This window comes from Yoonia sp. D2-7, from assembly GCF_055809435.1.
In genome coordinates, this window is sequence record NZ_CM147912.1 from 3517386 (window position 1) to 3537483 (window position 20098).

The following is a 20098-nucleotide window of genomic DNA, read 5'->3' on the forward strand; positions in this document are numbered from 1 at the left end:
GCGCGGGCGTGACAAGCGGTTTAAGCCAGCCTTTGGCGGTTGGTTTCGGCCATTTACGGCCTGCGCATTCGCAAAAACGGCGAGTTCAGGCCAGTTTTGCGCAGTAATCAATCGGCAGGGTGCGAGACCATGTCGCAAGGCTATGCTGACGGCGTTTAACTTTCACATGTGAAAAGGAGACGACCATGTCCTCGATTGACGAAGAAAATTTACGCCGTGCGGAACGCGACATCCGCAATGGCATAAGTCCGGGAAACGAAGGAAGTGCGGCCCCTTGGTTCCTTGCCGTTGTGGTGATTGTTGCCATTGTCGGCGGGATTTACGTCTACAGTGGTGATCAGGTTGAGACAGCACCGATCAGCACAACAGAGCCTGCGATATCGGAAGAGACCGCGCCAGTGGCACCCTTACCTGAATAACACGATCACGGGCGGCACGCCGTTGATTGCATTTCGTGTCGCCCGCGCATATCTCTGCGTCAACAACGCAGGGGCATTTTGCTATGAACTGGATCACGAACTACGTCCGACCCACGATTAATTCGCTGTTTTCGCGGCGCGAGGTTCCAGAGAACCTTTGGCAGAAGTGCGACGAATGCGGCACGATGCTGTTCCATCGCGAATTGTCGGACAACCTGAACGTCTGCACGAACTGCGATCATCACATGGCGATTGGTGCCCGTGATCGCCTGACGGCGCTGTTCGATCTGGGCATGTTCAACGAGGTCGAGGTCCCCGAACCTGTCGCTGATCCGCTGCACTTTAAAGACCAAAAGAAATATACCGACCGTATCAAGGACGCCCGCAAGAAGACCGGCGAACGGGACGCGATGTTGGTGGCAGAAGGCGACATTGGCCGCACGAAAGCCGTTGTTGCTGTTCAAGACTTTTCCTTCATGGGCGGGTCTATGTCGATGTATGTGGGTAACGCGATCATTGCCGCTGCTGAACGTGCGATTGAACTGAAATGTCCGTTGATCCTGTTTTCTGCAGCTGGTGGCGCGCGGATGCAGGAAGGTATTCTTGGCCTGATGCAGATGCCACGCACGACAATTGCTGTGCAAATGCTGAAAGAAGCAAGCCTGCCGTACATCGTGGTTCTGACACACCCGACAACAGGAGGTGTGACCGCATCCTACGCAATGCTGGGCGACGTTCAGATTGCGGAACCAAACGCGTTGATCGGCTTTGCCGGTGCCCGTGTGATCGAACAAACCATCGGTGAAAAACTGCCCGAAGGGTTCCAGCGCGCTGAATACCTGTTGGACCACGGGATGCTGGACCGCGTGACAAAGCGGACGGAATTGAAGGACGAATTGATCACGATCATGCGTCTTTTGATGAAACAGCCACCTGCAATCAAAGGCGACTTGCCTGCGCCAGACGCCGAGACACCGGAAGCTGAGGAAGCAAAAGCGTGATCCTAATCGCCGCGCTTGTGGGCGCGGGATTGGGTGGGTTGGCGATGCTGATGATGTTCCACGCAGGGATGCTTGCGGAACGTTCCGGCACAGCCGTGTTCCTTTGCGCTATCGCACTATTCTACCCCGTCTTCGCGGCACAAGAAGCGGATACCGGCAACCTTGCCCTGCATCTGATCATTTTCATTGGCTTTGCGACACTGGCCCGCTTCGGGTTTCAGCGTGGCACACATTTGCTGGCGGGTGGGCTGATCGGGCATGGTATTCTCGACATTGGCCTGCATGTGATCGGCGCACCCGGCCCCGTTTGGTGGCCTGCAATGTGTGGGGCATTTGATATCGCCGCTGGCGTATCGCTTGTCCGCCTTGTTCAAACTGGAAAAGCTACAACATGACGACCAATTCCGACGCGATCCTTGCCCGCATGATGGCGCTGCACCCGAAGGTCATCGACCTCACGCTCGACCGAGTTTGGCGGTTGCTGGAAACTTTGGACAATCCCCAAAAGAAATTGCCGCCCGTCATCCACGTCGCAGGCACAAATGGCAAAGGATCGACCCAAGCCATGATCCGTGCGGGTTTGGAACAGTCGGGCGCTGCCGTGCATGCCTACACGTCCCCGCATCTTGCCCGTTTTCATGAACGGATCAGGCTCGCTGGTGAACTGATCACCGAAGATGCGCTGACCGAAGTGCTGGACCGCTGTTACCACGCCAATGGGCCGGACCCGATCACCTACTTCGAGATCACGACTGTCGCGGGTCTACTGGCGTTCGCGGAAACCCCTGCGGATTACACACTGCTTGAGGTTGGTCTTGGTGGACGACTGGATGCCACAAACGTCATCGATACCCCTGCCCTGACGATCATCACACCAATTGATTTGGACCATCAGGCGTTCCTTGGTGATACGCTGACAGCCATCGCAGGCGAAAAAGCGGGTATCATCAAACGCGGCGTGCCCTGCGTCGTGGGTCCGCAACATGACGAAGCGATGGACGTGATCGAAGCGAAAGCTGCCCGTTTAGGTGCACCGCTGTTGGCCCATGGTCAGCACTGGCATGTGTCCGAAGAACGCGGCCGATTGGTGTATCAGGACGAACGCGGATTGCTTGATCTTCCCCTTCCTGCCTTGCCCGGCCCACACCAGATTATGAACGCAGGTGCCGCGATTGCCGCGCTGCGCGCCTTGGACAAAGATGAAGCCGCCTGCGAAGCAGCGATGGCCCAAGCCTATTGGCCCGCACGGATGGAAAAACTGACCAAAGGTGCGCTGGTTGATCTGGCAGCACCTGCTGAACTGTGGCTCGATGGCGGGCATAATCCGGCGGCGGGACGCGCGCTCGCTGCGACGCTGAAACAACAGCCACCGCGCCCGACGCATCTGATTTGCGGCATGCTGAATACCAAAGACATCAGTGGATATCTTGCGCCACTTGCCGAAGTTGCGACAAATTTGACCGCCGTTTCGATCCCGAACGAAGCAAACACGATCCCCGCAGAAGAAACCGCAAGGATCGCCGCAACCGTGGGACTTGATGCAAAGGCAGCACCCGATGTGGCCCATGCAATCAAGGATATCACCGCAAATTCACCTCATGCGCGTATCCTGATTTGCGGGTCATTGTATCTGGCTGGCGCCGTTATGCGGGAAAACATCTAAACTTTCCCCTTTTCGATAATTTCCCTGATGATTCGTTTTCTCTTTGACGACCGAATCACTCTGCGTCTATATCTAGTCGTAATTACGAAAAGCACCGGGCCTGCCAGCCATCTGTTCAAGATATGGTGCTTCATATTGGGGGATCGGCATTATGTCGCGAACAGTTATGGCTGTCGCGTTGGCTGGGGCAATTTTCGCCTCTGAGGCGACTGCGCAAACCACCGCAGGGGCCACTGACGCCACTTTTACGTATCAGGGCCAAGACAAGATCATTGCACAAGCACCCCGTGCGGATGCGATTTCCGCCGCCCGTTTTTACGATCTGCACGGCGGCTGTGACGGTCTGTGTATTGCGCCAGATACCGCCGCTGATGACGTTGAAACGATCACCGAAAACCGTGTGATTGATTTCATGGCCAACGAATTGGCCAATGGGCAGGGTCTGCTGATCGACAGCCGCCTGCCATCTGACCGCGCAATTGGCTTTTTGCCTGCCTCGGCCAGTATTCCACATACACTTGTGACGCCCGACAATCCGCTTTTGCCCGAAATTTTGAAGGCACTTGGCGCACGTAGCATGTTGGGTGCTTTTAATTTTTCCGATGCAATGACCCTTGTTGTGTTTGATGCGGGCCCGACGACAATGGATGCCCACCGTTTGGTCAACGCACTTATCGATGCAGGATATCCTGCTGACAAAATCAAATATTACCGAGGCGGGATGCAGGTTTGGTCATCGCTCGGTTTGACGACCGAGGGGACAACATCATGAGACAAGTCGGACCAGTAGGCCCAAAGCCACGTTCTAACGTATTGCCATGGGCGATCACCGTTGGGGCCGTGACGTTCGCCGTTGGTGTGATGGGCACGCTTTACATGACCCAGAACCAACAGCGTGCGCAGGCCGAAGCCCTGTCATCTATCGTAGCGCAACTGTCCGATATCCAAGTCAGCCGTGCGCAGACCGCTGATTTGTTGGCAATTCCAGCTCCTACACCGGTTGCCGCAACACCAGCGCCTGAATCAGACATCGTCGCAGTTTCCGCAGCTGCTGCTGTAGCGCCATCAATCCCCACCGCGACCGCAGCGCTTGCAGCATCTGCCCCGACGGCAGAAGACGTTCGCAGTAAAGAAGATAAAATCGCCGAAGCCATCGCAATCGCCAACCGCAACCAGTTGCGAATGCTGACCGAAGGCGTTGTCGCTGGTTTGTACGACGTGACGACCGAAAACGCAGACGGCACCGGAACGCGCATTGCCCTGCAGCCCCGCAACGCAGCGACGACAGCAGAGTCGTTGGAAGGTATTTTGGCCGCTGCTGCCGCCAGTGGCGAAATCGAAGTGCCTGATGCGATCAGCACCAGCGATGGTGATGTCGATCCGCAAACGCTTTTGTTTGATCTGGTACAACGGTCGCTGGAAAATGGGAACGCTGACGAAGTTGAAGCGGCCCGCGAACTGCAATTGCGCGCATTCGCAGCCTCTACCGCCGAAACCGAAACGGTTGGCGGCGAACGGTTCTACACCGTCGAAAGCGGCGACAGCCTTGCCTATATCGCGCTGCAATTTTACGGCGCGACCGGTGAATACGGTCGTATTTTTGAAGCAAACCGCGATCAGCTTTCGTCACCTGACAAAGTGCAGATCGGTCAACGCCTGCGCATTCCAAATGCGTAAGGTCCAGACGCAAAAGAGATAGACGACAGATGGGACCAACCCGTCGAGCAGTCCGCAGCATGCAGGTCCTTGTGGCCTGCATGTTTGCGTTTGCACAGACCGCAACCGCGGCCACGTTGAACATGTGCTGGACCGGCGGCAACGGTTACACCATGACGGGCAGAATGGAATTGCCCGACAGTGCCATGCGCAAAACGTTGGTGCGCGAAACGGACATCACCGCGTTCAAGATCACCGGCTATTTCAATGGGACCCGCGTGGGGTCGTGGAACCTGATCGAAAAGACGCCGGATACATCATGGTCGCTTTACTTCGATCCGGCGACATTCACCTTCCCGACCGCGATCGACCTGAACCGCCAAGTGTCCCAAGAATGGAACGCGAACGGCAATGTCGATGATTGCGGCAATCCAGGGTTTGGGTTTAACGCGGGCAATTTCGCGCAAGACGTCTGCATCAACGGTCAATACATCGAACCAAGCAGCATTGACCCCGAAACCACGTTCTTTGCAACCTACGATCCGGTCACGCCTGACTGCCGGTCCGTTGCGGCGCTCAGCAAATCACGCATCCGGCCTTGACGATACGACATCGCGAGAAGGGCATGTCTTTTAAACCGTTCTGGTGTATTCGCCATGCAAGCCCACCCATCACGCCCACGAAGGCCGCAACATGATCCGCTTTGTCATTGGTTTGTTTATATTCGCTGTCGCGTTGTGCGCGTATATTATCAATGCGCAACACGGAGGCATCTTACCGCAGCGCGATGCGGCGGTAACCGCGCCTGATCCGATCATCGAAGCACCCGCAAGCGAAGACGACATCGCAGCGACCGAAGAAACCGCAGCCCAGATCATCAACGCAATCGTGGCGCGCGATCTTGGCTACCCTACGGCGTCGATTCCCGTAGGTACGGCGGTCAGCGACACGCTTGCCGTCCTTGGTCTTGAAGTGCCCGATGTCCAAGCCTCGGTGCCGGACAAGAGGTTTGCAACGCTGATCGGCGAATCTTTGAAAGCCGGGGTGCCGGATACGGAAATCACACAGACGGTCACGGCCCGCGCGCGCGCAGGAGATCTGGCAATCCCCGTTGGATTGGTCACAACCGACGGGGAGATTGATCTGGCGACATTTTTGCGGGCAGTTGTGACAACGGCGGTCCTGGTGACCGAAGGCACGGAACCCGTCGTACCTGACCTGTCCAATGATCCGGCAGCAATTATTTCGGTAGATGGTTATGACTACGTGATCACCGGAGCAGACAGTCTGGCGGCAATTGCTGTGAAATTCTACGGCGATGTGACCCAAACAAGCCGTCTTATTCAAGCGAACCCGATGGCCTTGGCCCGTCCTGAACAGATGATCGCAGGCACAACGATCAGCGTTCCCGCCTTCTGATCAAACCGCCCAGTCTGCCGCCTGCATTTCGCGCAAACGGCTGGCTGTCCGTTCAAATTCAAACGTCCCTTCACCTTCAAGATACAGCATCTCGGGGGGGGCCGCGGCAGAACAAATCAACCGCACGCGCCCTTCGTAAAGCGTGTCTATTAGGGTCACAAAACGTTTGGCTTCGTTGAAATTAGACCGTCCCAGTTGCGGGATATCTTCCAGAATAAGCACGCGGACGGCATCCACCAAAGCCAAGTAATCGGCAGCGCCAAGTGGCTTACCACAAAGATCATAGAACGACGCCCGCGCGGCACCATTATGGAAACCGGGCAATGTGACTTCGCGTTTTTTGACGTGCAGCACCAACGGGGCGGCATCGCCTTGTGTCAGGTCATCCCAAACCTGATCAATTTGCGCGCGCGCTTCGGATGTTAACGGCGTGAAATAGGTCGGCGTTCCCGCCAGACGTCCCTGACGGTAGTCCGTTTCGCTGACAAGTTCATGCACGACCAAACGGTCTTTGATCAGCGCGATGAATGGTGTGAACAGTTGTCGGTTCAAACCGTCTTTATACAGATCATCAGGTGGGCGGTTCGACGTTGTTACAATCGTGACGCCCGCAGCAAACAACGCCTCGAACAGACGCCCCACGATCATCGCATCGGTGATGTCGGTGATTTGCATCTCGTCAAACGCCAGAAACCGGACACGCCCTGCCAAATCAGCGGCAACGGGCGCGATAGCATCGTCGACACCCGATTTACGGGCTTCCGTCATCTGGGCGTGCACCCATTGCATGAAGGCGTGAAAATGGCTGCGTTGCTTAGGGGCGTCGACCGCATCGTATAGCAGATCCATCAACATGGATTTCCCGCGCCCGACACCGCCCCACATATAAAGACCCGGTTCTGGATCAGGGGCTTTGCGAAAGAACCCGCGCTTGGGTGCAGGGGCCGCCATCGCCGCGCGCACCCGTTCCAACTGGTCCATCACCGAAACCTGTGCGGCATCCGACGTCAGCTCGCCTGCAGCAACTTTGGCTTGATATATCTCGTGCATTGTCATCGTCTTCGGCATAGCCCGTCAGTCGAGAATTGAAAACTACCCTTCGTTTCTTTGACGTTTTCTAAATCCCCGCCGGAGGCATCGCATTTTCGCGAAAATTCGACTAGCGTTCCAACCGAACAACACATCGGACGCGATCAGATGACACCACGCCAAGCAACTCCTGACGACGTCTTGGATATCGCGCAAATGCACGTGCAAAGCTGGCAGGAAACCTATCCCGATCTTTTACCCGCGTCAAAAATTGCGTCCCGTGACCTGATCAATAGGACCAATCTTTGGACACAGGTTCTGGCGAATCCAGATAACGCCACAAGCATCATTCCCGGCGTCGGTTTTGCATTGCGCAGACCACAACAGGACCAAGACCTGCGTGATAGGTACCCTTTCGCCCTACAATCGCTTTACGTCCTGCGGCCATATCATGGCACAGGCGCGGGTATCGCGCTTTTGGCCCATGTCACCGAAGGGGCCGCGTTCACCGCCACCGTGTTGAAAGGAAATGCGCGTGCAATTGATTTCTACATCAACGCTGGCGGCATCCATTTGAAGAACGAAACAGACGCTGACGGTTACACGGACCACATCTATGGCTGGTCTGTACCGATACAATTGCGGCGTTGACACGCGGCACTTGCGCCAATCAAGTGCTGCCATGACCCAATCGAAATCCGCCCTTATCAATCCAGTCCTGATTGCGGGCTGCGTCATCATCATGACCGGCTTTGCAATCCGTGCATCATTTGGTGTGTTCCAAATCCCGATCGCGACTGAATTCGGCTGGCTGCGCACCGACTTTTCACTTGCCATTGCGATTCAGAACCTTGCTTGGGGCATCGGTCAGCCCATCTTCGGGGCCATTGCTGAAAAGATTGGGGACCGCAAAGCAATCATACTTGGCGCATTGTTTTATGCTGCCGGACTGTTGCTGTCGTCAGGCGCCACGACCCCGATTGCGCACCAAATGTACGAAGTGCTGGTGGGATTCGGGATCGCGGGCACTGGGTTTGGTGTCATTCTTGCCGTGGTTGGACGGGCCGCGTCAGATGACAATAGGTCCATGGCCTTGGCCATTGCGACGGCGGCTGGTTCTGCGGGACAGGTTTTTGGCGCGCCGCTTGCCGAATACTTTTTGACCTTCATGACATGGCAGATGACCTTCGTAACCTTCGCGGGTTTGATTTTGGCTGTTTTGCTGGTTTTGCCGATGATGCGATCTGAAAAGGTCGCAACCAAAGCGGAACTGGAAGAAAGCATGGGCGCAATCCTGATCCGTGCGTTCAAGGACCCGTCCTATACGTTCATCTTTCTGGGCTTCTTTTCCTGCGGCTACCAGCTGGCCTTTGTCACCGCCCACTTTCCGGCATTCGTGACTGAGATGTGTGGACCTATTGCGCCCGGTGGCGCGCTTGCCAGTATGGGCATCACAACCACCAGCGCGTTGGGCGCGGTTGCGATATCACTGATCGGTTTGGCCAACATCGGCGGCACACTTTTCGCGGGCTACCTAGGGAAGCGGTATTCGAAAAAGTATCTGCTGGCTGGCATCTATCTGGGGCGGACTATCATTGCGGCAGCCTTTATCATGACGCCCATGACACCCACGACAGTCATCTTGTTTTCGGTTGGCATGGGGTCGCTGTGGCTGGCGACCGTGCCGTTGACGTCTGGGCTTGTCGCGCATCTATATGGTCTGCGGTATATGGGCACACTGTACGGGATCGTTTTCTTTTCGCACCAGCTGGGATCGTTCATGGGAGTCTGGCTTGGCGGGGCACTTTATGACGCCTACGGGACCTATACCTATGTCTGGTGGGTCGGTGTGGCCGTCGGAGCGTTTAGTGCAATCGTCCACCTTCCGATCAAAGAAAACCGATCGACGCTGGTCGCAGCTAGCTAAAATTGTAGAGAATTATGTAGAAATTTCGTCAGACCCCAGGGAACTTTCTGCGTTCTCTTAAGGTTCTGCACACCGTCCAACGGTAGCGTCGCGGCATCATAAGCCGAGGCCCCCATGACTTCATTGCTCAAGACTGCCGTTATCCTTATCGACCCCATGCTGCTCGCGATTGCCGTGATTTATATCTACGGCTTCATTGTTCGACTGACCTCTAAGACTTGGGTCCATCAGACAACGATGGGATTCACCTTCGGGATTGGCGCTGTGCTTGCCATGTTTACCCCGATCGTTTTCGCGGATGGCATCATCATAGATATGCGTAGCCTTCTTGTCGGTCTGTCCGGTGCCTTCTTCGGAATTCCCGGAGCAATTATTGCCGGTGTCATGGGGCTTGCCACTCGTTTTTATCTTGGGGGCACCGGTGCAGCCTCTGGCATGCTAGGCATCGCAATCGCCGCGATTGCGGGCCCGATATGGGCGTATAAAGTTCGCAACAGAATGTCGAAATCAGCGCTGAGCTATGTCGTGCTTGGCCTTGTGATATCAAGTCACCTGATCGCTGTGGCCGTGTTGCCGAGCGAAATGATGTGGAAACTGATTTATGAGATTATTCCAGTATTGCTGGCATTCAATCTGGTTGGCGCGGTGCTAATCGGGTCATTGATGAGCAGAGAAGAAGGGCTCGCCGCAGAGAATATCGCCCTGTTTAACGCCGCGACAACGGATCCGCTGACCCGACTTCACAATCGCCGTAGTGCTGTCGCCGCCTACGATGCAATGCCCCCACCAATCGAAAGCGACCACGGCACCGCGATGCTGTGTTTTGATGTCGATAATTTTAAAGCAGTGAACGATACATTCGGGCATGTTTTGGGGGACAAGGTTCTTGCTGAAATCTCGACGCGTATCGGGAAAATACTACGGCCTTCAGACGTCTTTTCACGCTTGGGCGGCGATGAATTCCTGATAATCCTGCCATCTGTGACCGAAGAAGAAACCTGCCGCATCGCGGAACGGTGCCGCCAAATCATTGCGCAAACAGCAATTGTAGACAACGGCGGGGCGATGTCCGTCACCATCAGTATCGGCGCAGAATGGTTATCCGATCGACCGGATTTCCTGACATTTGTCGCCCGCGCTGACGAGGCGCTGTATCAGGCGAAAAAACTGGGTCGCAACTGCGTCGCCTTTGCGTGGGAAAATACTGCGAACGTCGCACAGGCCCTCGTGAGCAAACCCCAAGAACGGATCGCGTAACGTCAGCGCTGTTCGCGGAGCATCGTTCGCAAGAACACCGAAAGCTCTTCGCCGTGGCTATACGGCACGGCATGACCTGCGCCTGGCACGACTTCTTGGTGGGCAGTACGGTTCCATTGGGCAAACGTTCCAACCGCGGACAAGGGGATAATAGCATCCTGTTCACCCCAGATTGCAATCACCGGAATACCGTCGCGACTGATCGCGCGGTGTTCTTTTTCTTGCGTCACTTCTAGAATATTGCGGCGGCTTGAAAGAACGGCAGGCAAAAACCCTTGCCGTTTGAGTTCGGAAAGCTGCGATGCCAACACCGCCGGTGCAGCTTGCCCCGCGGGATCAGCCAAAAGCGCGCGACGCATCCGCGCGCCTGCGAATAGCCCGTGCAGCCAATCACCGATGATAGGTTTCGTGCGACAGAACGCGGAAAAATCGCTTTCGCGTGTTTCAACGCCGCATGTCGCCAGTAAGATCAACCGCTTCATGCGATGCGGCTGTTGCGCTGCAAATGCCGTCGCAATCGTGCCACCCATCGAATACCCTACGAGTGTCAGGTCTTCGGCTAGTCCTTCATGTTCCAACACATCATTGAGCTGCTGCAAAAAGAAAGCTGCGTCTTGCTTGCCCTTCGGCGCGTCGGAAAAACCACGGCCGTACAGATCGTAAACAAGCACGCGATAACCGGTATCGGCCAATACCTGTGCGACGTCCGCCCAAACCGTTGAAGGGGTCGATAGGCCGTGGATCAGGACGGCGACGGGGCCCCGGACCGGCCCGATCCATTGGTAATGGGTGATGCCTTGGGACAGTTCGGCAAAGGCACCCGGTGCTTTTTGACGCCTTTTTGCCGTCATGGGTGTACGGCGCGATTCCAGAACCTTCGGTGCTGCGACGACCGCGAGCAAAACCAAGCCAACAATAAACCAGACCATCTGTCCGCCTTCCAATTCCAAACCAGCGATCATCAAAAGATGTTTCGCCGGATATACCGTTTAATTATGCCGTTGCGCCCAAACCGCTTGAATATAACTGCTTGTCATCAAATCAAGATGCGCACCGCCGCCGTTCTTAAACAGCGTAATTTCGTCATCACTATGACGCTCAAAGGCATCGATGTCGTAGTAGTCGGCGTTAATATCGCTTGGCTGAACAACCCCACCTGCCAGCGGGATTTTCAATTCGCCGATGTGGTCCATCGTGGTGCCTTTGTTATCAACAAAGATGCGCGATTTTTGCAGGGCCGCATCGTCGACTTCGCGCATATCGGGTCGATACGCGCCAATCAGGTCGATGTGTTGGCCGGGCTGAAGCCAATCGCCTTTGATCAATGGATCAGTCGACATGGTGGCCGAGGTGACGATGTCCGCGTCGCGTACTGCCGATTCCAGATCATCGGCAATGGCGACGTCCGGATAGTCAGCGGCGAAGTCTTCCGCCCCTGCCTTGCTCCGGTTCCATATGGTGAATGTCGCGTCTGGAAACGCAGCGCTATACGCCTGTTTCAGGGAACCACCAACGGTACCAGCACCGACGATCAGGATGTTCCGGCTATCGGGTCGTGCCAAGCGACGCGCCGCAAGTAGGCTGTCCCCTGCCGTTTTCCATTTGGTCACGAGATGAAAATCAAGGATCGCGGACAGGGATCCATCTTCATCAGAATAGAGCGTGACACCGCCGTTCACCATTGGCTTGTCTACCGCGCGATTGCCCGGAAAGATCGTGGCGCATTTGACCGCGAGACCGAGACCCTTGATCCAGGCAGAGCGGTTCAACAGCGTGTTGTCACCTTGGTAAAGGAACACATCTTCGACCTTCGCAGGCGGCAAATCATGGCCTGCCGCCAATGCGTCCGTCAGATCGATCCAGTTCAGGATCGCATCCGCTTCTGCGAAGGGAATCATTTGCGTCATTGCGCAGCCTCGGCCGTCAATAATCCGTCAGACACCAGTCGGTCCGCCCAGCCATCTGCGCCAGTGAACACATGTGTCTGCCAGCCGCGTGCCCGTGCCGCTGTAATATTATCGATCCGGTCATCCGTGAACAAAAGCGTCTTTGGATCAAGCCCGCAGTCGTCTTCGACCTGTTGATAAATTTCCGCGTCGGGTTTGATTACGCCCATGTGGCCCGAAATATAGCTGCGGTCGAATTCCTTCAGGAACGGATAGACCGGCTTTGCGATGTCAAATGTCTGGATGCCAAAATTCGACAGCGCGAACACAGGAACATCAGCGGCGCGCAATGCCCGTAAGACCCGCACAGACCGATCAATCGGAGGGGCCGCCATTTCGATCCAGCGGTCGTGCCACATCATGACTTCGTCGTGCCAAGCGGGGTTGGCTTGGGCTGCGGCCACGATGGTATCGCGGAAATTTTCGCCGCGATCCACCTTGTCGTTGATGCCGTGCAGATCAATCGCGGCGAACATCGCCCGGCGCCGTTCGGCGCCGATCACGCTGTCAAAGAACCGCTCTGGTTGCCATTCGATTAGGACGTTTCCAATGTCGAAGATGACGGCGTTAATTGTAGGCATTTGGCATTCCTTTGGGTTAACCACACATTAGCCAGATCGCCGCGTTCGTCTAGCTTAACGACGTGTCCGCGGACGTTGCGCGGCCTTGCGATTGACCGCCTCGCGCCAGATCGTGATGATCCCTGCCCCAACGATGAACGTCATCCCGAGATAGGCCATAGGTTCGGGCCATTCATCGAAGATGAAGATGCCGTATAAAACCGCGAGCGGCATGGCCACGTATTCGAATGGTGCCACGAATGCCGCCTCTGCGACGCGATACGCCTGACTGATTAGGAAACCACCACCGGCGACGCCAATCCCGACGATCAGGAAATATTTGAGATCGGACAGGTTGGGCCACGTCCATTCCCGCAGCAAGAATTTCAGCGCCGGATCGGTTTGATCCCCGTATCGCCCGTCACCAATCGCCAAGCCGATCAAAAGCGTGACGATGATGAACGTCACTTGGATGTAGACCGAAAGGGTCGCCGCACTTTCGGTGGACCCCATCTGCCGTGTCATCGTGTTGAGGCTTGCGTAACAAAGGGCCGCAACCAAAGGGTAGAACGACGCGTATTGGAACGACCCTGTGCCGGGTTTGATCATGATCAGGACGCCCACGAACCCGATCAGGATCGCCGCCCAGCGCCATGGGCCGACGCTTTCGCCCAAAAAGATGATTGAAAACAACGTGATCAAGATCGGACTAATGAAGAAGATCGCGGTCGCGTCCGCCAAGGGCATCGCGGCCAATCCCAGAAAGAACGTCATATTGGCCATGACCGTAAAGCCGCCGCGCAGAAAATGCTGCGGCAAGCGCTTTGTTTTGAAAATCGCAAAACCGCCGTTGAATGGCGCAATGACGCACATTGTCAAAACCAGAGCCAACAGCGACCGGATCAGCACAACCTGATGCAGCGCGTAGTCGCCCGACAGGAATTTGATCGTCGTGTCGTTGGTCACGAAAAAGAAAACCGCGAAGAATGCGCAAACAGACCCAAGCTGCCCCGATGACAGCCGCATCATAATTTGGCCGCTGCCCGTACCATGCGTTCAAGCGCGTCTAAAAAACGCGCCCGATCCGCTTTTGAAAACCGTTTACCGCCGCCTTGCCGGAATGGATCAGCGGCGCGCATGTCTGCCATCAGGTCGCGGGTCGCAAGCACGTTGCCGATGTTCGCAGTCGTTAGCGGTTCACCGTTATGTTTGAGAACAAGCGCACCGTTTTCTACGCATTTTGCCGCCAAAGGAATATCGCCAGTGATGACCACATCCCCTTTGGTCGCACGATCCGCGATCCACATATCGGCGACGTCTGGCCCATCAGGCACAACGACATTCTCGACAAAAGGATTCGCCGAAGGCCGAATGCCGCCGTTCGACACCACAAACATCTTCAGTTTGTGACGCGAGCCGACACGTTCGACTTCGGCTTTGACCGGACATGCGTCCGCATCGACATAGATCATTTATATAATGCCTCTGCGTGGAAGATGATGTGATCTTCCATAAAGGTGGACACGAAATAATAGGAATGGTCGTAGCCCTTTTGCATCCGCAAATGGCCCTCTTGGCGTTTCTCAGCCATCGCGCCAGCCAAAGCTGCCGTTCCCAGCAAATCGCCGAATTGGTCGTCGGTGCCTGTGTCGATCAGAACAGGTCCATCGAACCCTTCGCTTTGCATCAACAGGGTCGCGTCGTGCGGACCCCAGTTGGATTCTTCACCCCAATAGGCGCCGAATTGTTTGCGACCCCAATCGCTGTTTGTGGGGTTGCAGATCGGGGCGAACGCAGACACAGACCGGAACCGACCCGGTAGAGCCATGGCAAGCGTCAGGGCACCGTGCCCGCCCATGGAATGGCCCGTGATCGCCTGCGACCCCATATCCAGCGGGAAATTTTCGCCAACCAGCGCAGGCAGTTCATCTGCGATGTAAGTCCACATTTTGAAATGTTTGTCCCAAGGGGCCTGCGTCGCGTCGATGTAGAAACCGGCACCTTGGCCCAGATCGTAGGCTTCATCATCTGGCACGCCTTCACCGCGTGGCGATGTGTCAGGGAAGATCAGCGCAATACCGTGTTCCGCCGCCCAAGACTGCGCACCTGCTTTTTCCATCGCATTGGCGTGGGTGCAGGTCAGACCGGACAAATACCACAGAACTGGCACTGGACCGTCCGAAGCCTCTGCAGGCAAAAACAGACCAAAGGTCATGTTCGTACCCGTTGCCGTCGATTCGTGGGAATAGACGCCTTGCGTCCCGCCAAAACACTTGTTCTCAGAGATCGTTTTCATCGCGCAACCCTTTCGTTTTGCTAAGGGCTATCTGAGCGTTAAAGACTTGTCACCCATCCGATGACGAACGGGATCGTAAGAATGCTAAGCACCGTTGAGACAAGGATCGCGGCGGACACCCGCGCGGGGGCAACTGCGTAGTGCTGCGAGATGATATAGACGTTGCCAGCAACGGGCAGCGCTGCTGTTGCGATCATCATGCCCGCCGCAATTGGATCAACATGGAACACGAACAAAGCTGCGATGCCAACGGCGACTGGATGCAGGACGAGTTTGCAAAATGTCAGCCAGCCCGCGACGCTCATACGTTCGGCGGATTTACCAGCCAGCGACCCGCCGATGGCAAACAACGCACCCGGTGTTGCTGCGGCCCCGAGAAGCGTCAGAAAACTGATCGCGGGTTCTGGCAGACGTATTTCAAGGCGCGACATCACAAGTCCCAGCGCGATTGATACGACCATCGGGTTCTTCGCGACACCGACCGCCACGGTTTTCAGCGTGCCCAAACGTAACCGCCCGTCACGCGACCCTGTGATCAGGATCACGACCAATGATCCAAAGAACACCAGATCAACGGCCAAGATCATCATGATCGGGCCGATTGCGCCTTCGCCCAAAAGCAAAGCCAGCATCGGGATGCCCAAAAAGCCGACATTGCCGATAATCGCGCACTGCGCCTCAATCGCCGCTTCTGCAATTTTCAGGCCGCGGATGACCGACACCAGCGTCGCCAATGCGTATATCGCAAACGACCCGACGAAGTAGGCGGCGACGAAGTTCCAGTCGAGCACATCAGCGAGATCAAGAGATCCAGCGAATAGCAAAAGCATCGCGGGCAGCGCGAAATAGAACACGAATTTGGTCAGGTGACCGATTGCATCTGAGCTGAAAAAGCCTGTCCTTACAGCAGCGTAACCTAGGGCGATAAGCCCGAAGAACGGCAAAGTCTGTAAGAAGACGGCGATCAATCGAACGCCCCCGTTACCCGACCCAGCAACATAAATGCACGGGCGGTGCGGGTGTCGGACATTTCGACCAATTCGGCGTCCGTCGCCACAACCTCGAACGACACGAGCATCTTGTCGAAATGGCGCAGGAAATGGTGGCAGGCGTCACGGAAAATCGGATCTTCGCGCATCCGTGCCGTGGTCAACGCAAGCGACGTGCGATCCCGCACACCGCCCAGCGCACCGATGGCACGACCCCGCTCGCCTTGGGCAAACCGCCGCCACAGTTCGGGACGTGACCGATCAGGGGCCAGATCATCCATATAAATGCCGTCTTGTGACAACAGCGTCAGCACGTCTTGGCTGGCTTGCACGAGTTGCCGCGCCGACCGATCCTTCAGCGCCTTGCGCAGGGCGGCAAAGCCAATGGCGTCGCCTTCGGTATCAGGAAAGTTCAACGCGCGGATCAGATCAACCCGCGGCAGCGGCGGGGTGTTATCCTCTGGCTGGACCTCTAGCCCCAATGCAGGCTGTTCCGGCTGGATCGTTTTTGCAGACGTGATTTCCAATTTGCTGCCGCTTTCACGCGAACTGGTGAAAGTGGCCAATGGCACATCGGGCTTTTTCGTCGCTTGTGCGATCTGGTTCAGTTTGCGTTCGACCGACGCCTTTGACGTCAACGGATTGCCCTGCTTTTCGGTCATGACGTTTTCGCGCAGATCATCGATGGCGCTGTGCAACATCCGCGCTTCGTCCCGCATAATTTTTGCAGACCGCGCAGCCACAGCCGCTACCCAGATCATCGCCACAGGCAAGAACAGTGCGATCAACGTCAGCACAAACCGCAGGCTGTCAAAGCCCGTTTCCGCAGGTTCGCTTGGCACAACCAAGAAAAAGATGCTCACGGTCAGCATCCATCCCACCGAAAGAATCAGCGCGATAACTTCCGCACGGCTCGGCGTGAATGCCGCCGTGGTCATTTGAGGGCGTTTCGCCATGTTCGTCTCACCAAACCCAAACGGGTCTATTTGTAAGCGATTTCAACAATTTCGTAGCTTTTGACACCGCCGGGCGTGCGCACTTCGGCGCTATCGCCGACTTCTTTACCGATCAAGGCACGCGCGATTGGCGATTTCATGTTCAAACGACCTTCTTCAATGTTGGCCTCGTATTCGCCAACGATCTGATAGGTCTTTTCTTCGTCCGTATCTTCGTCTGCCATGGTGACAGTCGCGCCAAATTTGACGGCACCCTTCATTTTGGCCACATCAATGATGTCAGCCAATGAAATAACGCCTTCCAATTCCTTTACGCGCCCTTCGATAAAGGACTGCTTTTCCTTCGCCGAATGGTATTCTGCGTTCTCTGACAAATCGCCATGCTCGCGCGCCTCTGCAATCGCCCGGATAATCGTCGGACGTTCGACTGTCTTAAGGTGCTTCAATTCAGCATCCAGCTTGTCAAAGCCAGCACGTGTGAGCGGGATTTTTTCCATAACAGCGACCCTTTTGGCCTAAATTCTACATCGGACGTTCATAGCCTATTTGGGGAGAGCAAAGTCAAGTACAAGCGTCATCCATCGGCGAAACATTCCCGCTTCACTGGTGGAATTCCTGACTTTCGAACCCGCATGTGCCGTATAAACTTCGGCTTACATTTTGATAGCTTAGAGAGATTCATGAAATACATCGCCCTTGCCGCCAGCCTTTTTGCGTCCCCTGTGGTTGCCCAAGATTTCGTCGCTGCGACCTATGCCGCCCATATTAGCGCGGATGATCTAACAAATTCATCCGGTGCCCGTTTGGGTGATGCGGCATCCGTCATCCGGCAGGACCGTGCCAACTATCATCGTTTTGGCCTAGCCGATGGTGAAGACAGCAACGATCCCTTGTTCGGCAGCGCCGATGCCCGCGCGAATATTCCTGCGATGATCCGTGCGGCCGGCGGTATTGCCCCTGATGTGGCCGAATGGATCATGCGCGGCAACGTCACCGTCTACATCAATATCTTATCCGACGGCGATGATTTCACCGGTTTGCAGGTTCTGATGGCTGGATAATCTGCCAACATAGCGAGACATTGCGCGCCCCGTTTTGTGCACAGGGCGCTTTTTTGTGCGATATCGCCGCAGTCGGTCGTTTTACCGTCGCGTCTTGATTGCCCTGTTTTTGCGGATGCGTTAACTCGGTTCGCAACAATATTGCGGGGGTGCGCCCCCAAAGGACAAAAAGGTGCGACATGGCCGATACTGAACGCGAAGCAATGGAATATGACGTCGTTATCGTCGGGGCCGGTCCTGCGGGCCTGTCTGCGGCAATTCGGCTGAAGCAGCTAGATGCTGACATCAACGTCGTCGTGTTGGAAAAAGGGTCCGAAGTTGGGGCGCACATCCTGTCCGGCGCTGTTCTGGACACATCCGGTATCGACAAGCTGATCCCTGATTGGAAAGCCAAAGGCGCACCGATCAATGTCCCTGTGAAAGAAGACAATTTCTACATGCTGGGCGAAGCGGGCAAAATCCGCGTGCCAAACATGGCGATGCCACCCCTGATGAACAACCACGGCAACTACATCGTGTCGATGGGCAACGTCTGCCGCTGGATGGCCGAACAAGCTGAAGAACTCGGCGTCGAAATTTTCCCAGGCATGGCCTGTTCCGAACTGGTGTTTGGCGAAAACGGCGAAGTCAAAGGCGTCGTCGCTGGTGAATTCGGGATCGAAGCAGACGGATCGCACGGCCCGAACTACGAACCGGGCATGGAGCTGCACGGCAAATACGTATTCCTGTCCGAAGGTGTCCGCGGGTCGTTGTCCAAGCAAGTGATCGCGAAATACAACCTTGCCGCTGAATCGGACGTACAGAAGTACGGCCTTGGCATGAAAGAAATCTGGGAAATCGATCCAGCCAAGCACAAAGAAGGCACCGTGACCCACACGATGGGCTGGCCTTTGGGCAGCGAAGCAGGCGGCGGATCTTTCATCTACCATCTTGAGAATAACCAAGTGTACGTTGGTTTCGTAGTTCACCTGAACTACAAGAACCCGCACCTGTTCCCTTACATGGAATTCCAGCGCTTCAAACATCACCCGATGATCGCGGACCTTTTGGAAGGCGGCAAACGCGTTGCATACGGTGCGCGTGCGATTACCGAGGGCGGCTATCAGTCGATGCCGAAGACCGCATTCCCGGGTGGTATGCTGCTGGGTTGTTCTGCGGGCATGGTCAACGTGCCGCGCATCAAGGGGAACCATAACGCGATGCTGTCGGGTATCCACGCCGCTGAAGCCGCGTTTGCGGCCATCGGTGCGGGTCAATCCGGCGATACGCTGGACAGTTACGACACAGAAGTGCGCGAAGGCCCAATCGGTCAAGACCTGAAAAAGGTCCGCAACGTAAAACCACTGTGGTCCAAGCATGGTCTGCTTGCGTCATTGGCCGTGGGTGGATTCGATATGTGGACGAACACATTCGGGTTCTCGCTGCTTGGTACGCTGAAGCACGGCAAATCCGATGCGGAAGCCACTGAAAAAGCGCTGCGCCACAAGCCGATTGATTATCCAAAGCCGGACGGCAAGCTGTCGTTTGATCGCCTGACCAACGTCGCGTTCAGCTTTACCAATCACGAGGAAAGCCAGCCTGCGCACCTGAAACTGGAAGACGACAGCATTCCGGTGGACACAAACCTGCGCGACTATGCGGGGCCATCAGCGCGGTATTGCCCAGCGGGTGTTTACGAATTCGTCGGCGAAGGTGTGGAAACCAAGTTCCAGATCAATTTCCAGAACTGCGTTCATTGCAAGACCTGCGATATCAAGGACCCGAGCCAGAACATCACATGGACCACGCCGCAAGGTGGCGACGGGCCGAATTACCCGAACATGTAATGATCAGCACGACACGATCAAAGGGCCTCGCAATTGCGGGGCCCTTTTCATATTCGCAATGATCCGCCCATTTTGGATCAATCATTTGCGTCG

General features: G+C 55.8%; 23 protein-coding genes. 13 read left to right on the forward strand and 10 right to left on the reverse strand.

From position 1 onward, the window contains the following. Positions 1–185: 185 nt before the first annotated feature. The 8 genes from AC0L7R_RS17525 (at position 186) to AC0L7R_RS17560 (ending at position 6158) form a co-directional block, all read left to right on the forward strand. A complete protein-coding gene (locus AC0L7R_RS17525) occupies positions 186–419 on the forward strand; it encodes a hypothetical protein (protein ID WP_473658138.1) in 234 nt (77 codons plus the stop codon). Positions 420–502: 83 nt separating this feature from the next. Beyond that, entirely contained in the window at positions 503–1420 is a 918-nt protein-coding gene (gene accD / locus AC0L7R_RS17530) for an acetyl-CoA carboxylase, carboxyltransferase subunit beta (protein ID WP_473658139.1), read from the forward strand. Next, entirely contained in the window at positions 1417–1815 is a 399-nt protein-coding gene (locus tag AC0L7R_RS17535; protein WP_473658141.1) for a hypothetical protein, read from the forward strand. Before accD ends, AC0L7R_RS17535 begins: the two co-directional genes overlap by 4 nt. Next, positions 1812–3083: a glutamate ligase domain-containing protein gene (locus AC0L7R_RS17540; RefSeq protein ID WP_473658142.1), complete on the forward strand. Its 1272-nt coding sequence runs from the start codon at positions 1812–1814 to the stop codon at positions 3081–3083. The genes AC0L7R_RS17535 and AC0L7R_RS17540 overlap by 4 nt, the downstream gene beginning before the upstream one ends. Positions 3084–3234: 151 nt before the next feature. Further along, on the forward strand, positions 3235–3855 hold the full coding sequence (locus AC0L7R_RS17545) for a rhodanese-like domain-containing protein (protein WP_473658143.1): 621 nt from the start codon (positions 3235–3237) through the stop codon (positions 3853–3855). Further along, positions 3852–4760: a LysM peptidoglycan-binding domain-containing protein gene (locus AC0L7R_RS17550; protein ID WP_473658145.1), complete on the forward strand. Its 909-nt coding sequence runs from the start codon at positions 3852–3854 to the stop codon at positions 4758–4760. Before AC0L7R_RS17545 ends, AC0L7R_RS17550 begins: the two co-directional genes overlap by 4 nt. Positions 4761–4789: 29 nt before the next feature. After that, positions 4790–5341, forward strand: a complete 552-nt coding sequence (locus AC0L7R_RS17555; RefSeq protein WP_473658146.1) for a hypothetical protein — start codon at positions 4790–4792, stop codon at positions 5339–5341. 91 nt (positions 5342–5432) lie between these two features. Next, positions 5433–6158 (forward strand): LysM peptidoglycan-binding domain-containing protein, encoded by a 726-nt coding sequence (locus tag AC0L7R_RS17560; RefSeq protein WP_473658147.1) that lies wholly within the window; start codon positions 5433–5435, stop codon positions 6156–6158. Here the strand turns inward: AC0L7R_RS17560 and zapE are convergent, their stop codons facing one another. After that, positions 6159–7214, reverse strand: coding sequence for a cell division protein ZapE (gene zapE / locus AC0L7R_RS17565; protein ID WP_473660452.1), 1056 nt, complete (start codon positions 7212–7214; stop codon positions 6159–6161). Between the two features lie 141 nt (positions 7215–7355). Here zapE and AC0L7R_RS17570 point away from each other — a divergent pair, with 141 nt between their 5' ends. The 3 genes from AC0L7R_RS17570 to AC0L7R_RS17580 all read left to right on the forward strand — a co-directional run bounded on the left by AC0L7R_RS17570 (position 7356) and on the right by AC0L7R_RS17580 (position 10371). After that, the gene (locus AC0L7R_RS17570; RefSeq protein ID WP_473658148.1) at positions 7356–7838 is read left to right on the forward strand and encodes a GNAT family N-acetyltransferase; all 483 of its coding nucleotides are present in this window, start codon (positions 7356–7358) and stop codon (positions 7836–7838) included. A gap of 31 nt (positions 7839–7869) precedes the next feature. Further along, positions 7870–9114, forward strand: coding sequence for an MFS transporter (locus AC0L7R_RS17575; protein WP_473658149.1), 1245 nt, complete (start codon positions 7870–7872; stop codon positions 9112–9114). 114 nt (positions 9115–9228) lie between these two features. Continuing rightward, entirely contained in the window at positions 9229–10371 is a 1143-nt protein-coding gene (locus AC0L7R_RS17580; protein ID WP_473658150.1) for a diguanylate cyclase, read from the forward strand. 2 nt (positions 10372–10373) lie between these two features. On the opposite strand, the gene AC0L7R_RS17585 is transcribed toward AC0L7R_RS17580, so the two are convergent. From AC0L7R_RS17585 to greA, 9 genes are read right to left on the reverse strand one after another with little or no spacing between them, the layout of a single operon-like run. Further along, positions 10374–11333: an alpha/beta fold hydrolase gene (locus tag AC0L7R_RS17585; RefSeq protein WP_473658151.1), complete on the reverse strand. Its 960-nt coding sequence runs from the start codon at positions 11331–11333 to the stop codon at positions 10374–10376. Positions 11334–11360: 27 nt separating this feature from the next. Beyond that, a complete protein-coding gene (locus AC0L7R_RS17590; protein WP_473658152.1) occupies positions 11361–12278 on the reverse strand; it encodes an ornithine cyclodeaminase family protein in 918 nt (305 codons plus the stop codon). Continuing rightward, on the reverse strand, positions 12275–12898 hold the full coding sequence (locus AC0L7R_RS17595) for an HAD-IA family hydrolase (RefSeq protein ID WP_473658153.1): 624 nt from the start codon (positions 12896–12898) through the stop codon (positions 12275–12277). Before AC0L7R_RS17595 ends, AC0L7R_RS17590 begins: the two co-directional genes overlap by 4 nt. A 54-nt stretch (positions 12899–12952) precedes the next feature. After that, complete coding sequence (locus AC0L7R_RS17600; protein ID WP_473658154.1) at positions 12953–13906, reverse strand: EamA family transporter; 954 nt, start codon at positions 13904–13906, stop codon at positions 12953–12955. Further along, the gene (locus AC0L7R_RS17605) at positions 13903–14349 is read right to left on the reverse strand and encodes a YaiI/YqxD family protein (protein WP_473658155.1); all 447 of its coding nucleotides are present in this window, start codon (positions 14347–14349) and stop codon (positions 13903–13905) included. The genes AC0L7R_RS17600 and AC0L7R_RS17605 overlap by 4 nt, the downstream gene beginning before the upstream one ends. Further along, positions 14346–15173: an S-formylglutathione hydrolase gene (gene fghA / locus AC0L7R_RS17610; RefSeq protein ID WP_473658156.1), complete on the reverse strand. Its 828-nt coding sequence runs from the start codon at positions 15171–15173 to the stop codon at positions 14346–14348. Before fghA ends, AC0L7R_RS17605 begins: the two co-directional genes overlap by 4 nt. Before the next feature lie 38 nt (positions 15174–15211). After that, a complete protein-coding gene (locus AC0L7R_RS17615) occupies positions 15212–16141 on the reverse strand; it encodes an AEC family transporter (RefSeq protein ID WP_473658157.1) in 930 nt (309 codons plus the stop codon). Continuing rightward, complete coding sequence (locus tag AC0L7R_RS17620; RefSeq protein ID WP_473658158.1) at positions 16138–17118, reverse strand: hypothetical protein; 981 nt, start codon at positions 17116–17118, stop codon at positions 16138–16140. The genes AC0L7R_RS17615 and AC0L7R_RS17620 overlap by 4 nt, the downstream gene beginning before the upstream one ends. 26 nt (positions 17119–17144) lie before the next feature. Continuing rightward, complete coding sequence (gene greA, locus AC0L7R_RS17625; protein ID WP_247128697.1) at positions 17145–17615, reverse strand: transcription elongation factor GreA; 471 nt, start codon at positions 17613–17615, stop codon at positions 17145–17147. 183 nt (positions 17616–17798) lie between these two features. Here greA and AC0L7R_RS17630 point away from each other — a divergent pair, with 183 nt between their 5' ends. Both AC0L7R_RS17630 and AC0L7R_RS17635 read left to right on the forward strand, forming a co-directional pair. Further along, entirely contained in the window at positions 17799–18179 is a 381-nt protein-coding gene (locus tag AC0L7R_RS17630; protein ID WP_473658159.1) for a hypothetical protein, read from the forward strand. 179 nt (positions 18180–18358) lie between these two features. After that, on the forward strand, positions 18359–20005 hold the full coding sequence (locus AC0L7R_RS17635; protein ID WP_473658160.1) for a 4Fe-4S dicluster domain-containing protein: 1647 nt from the start codon (positions 18359–18361) through the stop codon (positions 20003–20005). The last annotated feature ends 93 nt before the right edge of the window (positions 20006–20098 follow it).

What these genes read in the sequence shown, in the direction of transcription:
- AC0L7R_RS17590 (WP_473658152.1), bottom strand. Translation starts at nt 12,278, where the DNA reads ATGACGCAAATGATTCCCTTCGCAGAAGCGGATGCGATCCTGAACTGG.
- AC0L7R_RS17550 (WP_473658145.1), top strand. Translation starts at nt 3,852, where the DNA reads ATGAGACAAGTCGGACCAGTAGGCCCAAAGCCACGTTCTAACGTATTG.
- AC0L7R_RS17575 (WP_473658149.1), top strand. Translation starts at nt 7,870, where the DNA reads ATGACCCAATCGAAATCCGCCCTTATCAATCCAGTCCTGATTGCGGGC.
- AC0L7R_RS17595 (WP_473658153.1), bottom strand. Translation starts at nt 12,898, where the DNA reads ATGCCTACAATTAACGCCGTCATCTTCGACATTGGAAACGTCCTAATC.
- greA (WP_247128697.1), bottom strand. Translation starts at nt 17,615, where the DNA reads ATGGAAAAAATCCCGCTCACACGTGCTGGCTTTGACAAGCTGGATGCT.
- fghA (WP_473658156.1), bottom strand. Translation starts at nt 15,173, where the DNA reads ATGAAAACGATCTCTGAGAACAAGTGTTTTGGCGGGACGCAAGGCGTC.
- AC0L7R_RS17570 (WP_473658148.1), top strand. Translation starts at nt 7,356, where the DNA reads ATGACACCACGCCAAGCAACTCCTGACGACGTCTTGGATATCGCGCAA.
- AC0L7R_RS17525 (WP_473658138.1), top strand. Translation starts at nt 186, where the DNA reads ATGTCCTCGATTGACGAAGAAAATTTACGCCGTGCGGAACGCGACATC.
- zapE (WP_473660452.1), bottom strand. Translation starts at nt 7,214, where the DNA reads ATGACAATGCACGAGATATATCAAGCCAAAGTTGCTGCAGGCGAGCTG.
- AC0L7R_RS17635 (WP_473658160.1), top strand. Translation starts at nt 18,359, where the DNA reads ATGGCCGATACTGAACGCGAAGCAATGGAATATGACGTCGTTATCGTC.
- AC0L7R_RS17580 (WP_473658150.1), top strand. Translation starts at nt 9,229, where the DNA reads ATGACTTCATTGCTCAAGACTGCCGTTATCCTTATCGACCCCATGCTG.
- AC0L7R_RS17630 (WP_473658159.1), top strand. Translation starts at nt 17,799, where the DNA reads ATGAAATACATCGCCCTTGCCGCCAGCCTTTTTGCGTCCCCTGTGGTT.
- AC0L7R_RS17620 (WP_473658158.1), bottom strand. Translation starts at nt 17,118, where the DNA reads ATGGCGAAACGCCCTCAAATGACCACGGCGGCATTCACGCCGAGCCGT.
- AC0L7R_RS17545 (WP_473658143.1), top strand. Translation starts at nt 3,235, where the DNA reads ATGTCGCGAACAGTTATGGCTGTCGCGTTGGCTGGGGCAATTTTCGCC.
- AC0L7R_RS17605 (WP_473658155.1), bottom strand. Translation starts at nt 14,349, where the DNA reads ATGATCTATGTCGATGCGGACGCATGTCCGGTCAAAGCCGAAGTCGAA.
- accD (WP_473658139.1), top strand. Translation starts at nt 503, where the DNA reads ATGAACTGGATCACGAACTACGTCCGACCCACGATTAATTCGCTGTTT.
- AC0L7R_RS17585 (WP_473658151.1), bottom strand. Translation starts at nt 11,333, where the DNA reads ATGATCGCTGGTTTGGAATTGGAAGGCGGACAGATGGTCTGGTTTATT.
- AC0L7R_RS17600 (WP_473658154.1), bottom strand. Translation starts at nt 13,906, where the DNA reads ATGATGCGGCTGTCATCGGGGCAGCTTGGGTCTGTTTGCGCATTCTTC.
- AC0L7R_RS17540 (WP_473658142.1), top strand. Translation starts at nt 1,812, where the DNA reads ATGACGACCAATTCCGACGCGATCCTTGCCCGCATGATGGCGCTGCAC.
- AC0L7R_RS17555 (WP_473658146.1), top strand. Translation starts at nt 4,790, where the DNA reads ATGGGACCAACCCGTCGAGCAGTCCGCAGCATGCAGGTCCTTGTGGCC.
- AC0L7R_RS17560 (WP_473658147.1), top strand. Translation starts at nt 5,433, where the DNA reads ATGATCCGCTTTGTCATTGGTTTGTTTATATTCGCTGTCGCGTTGTGC.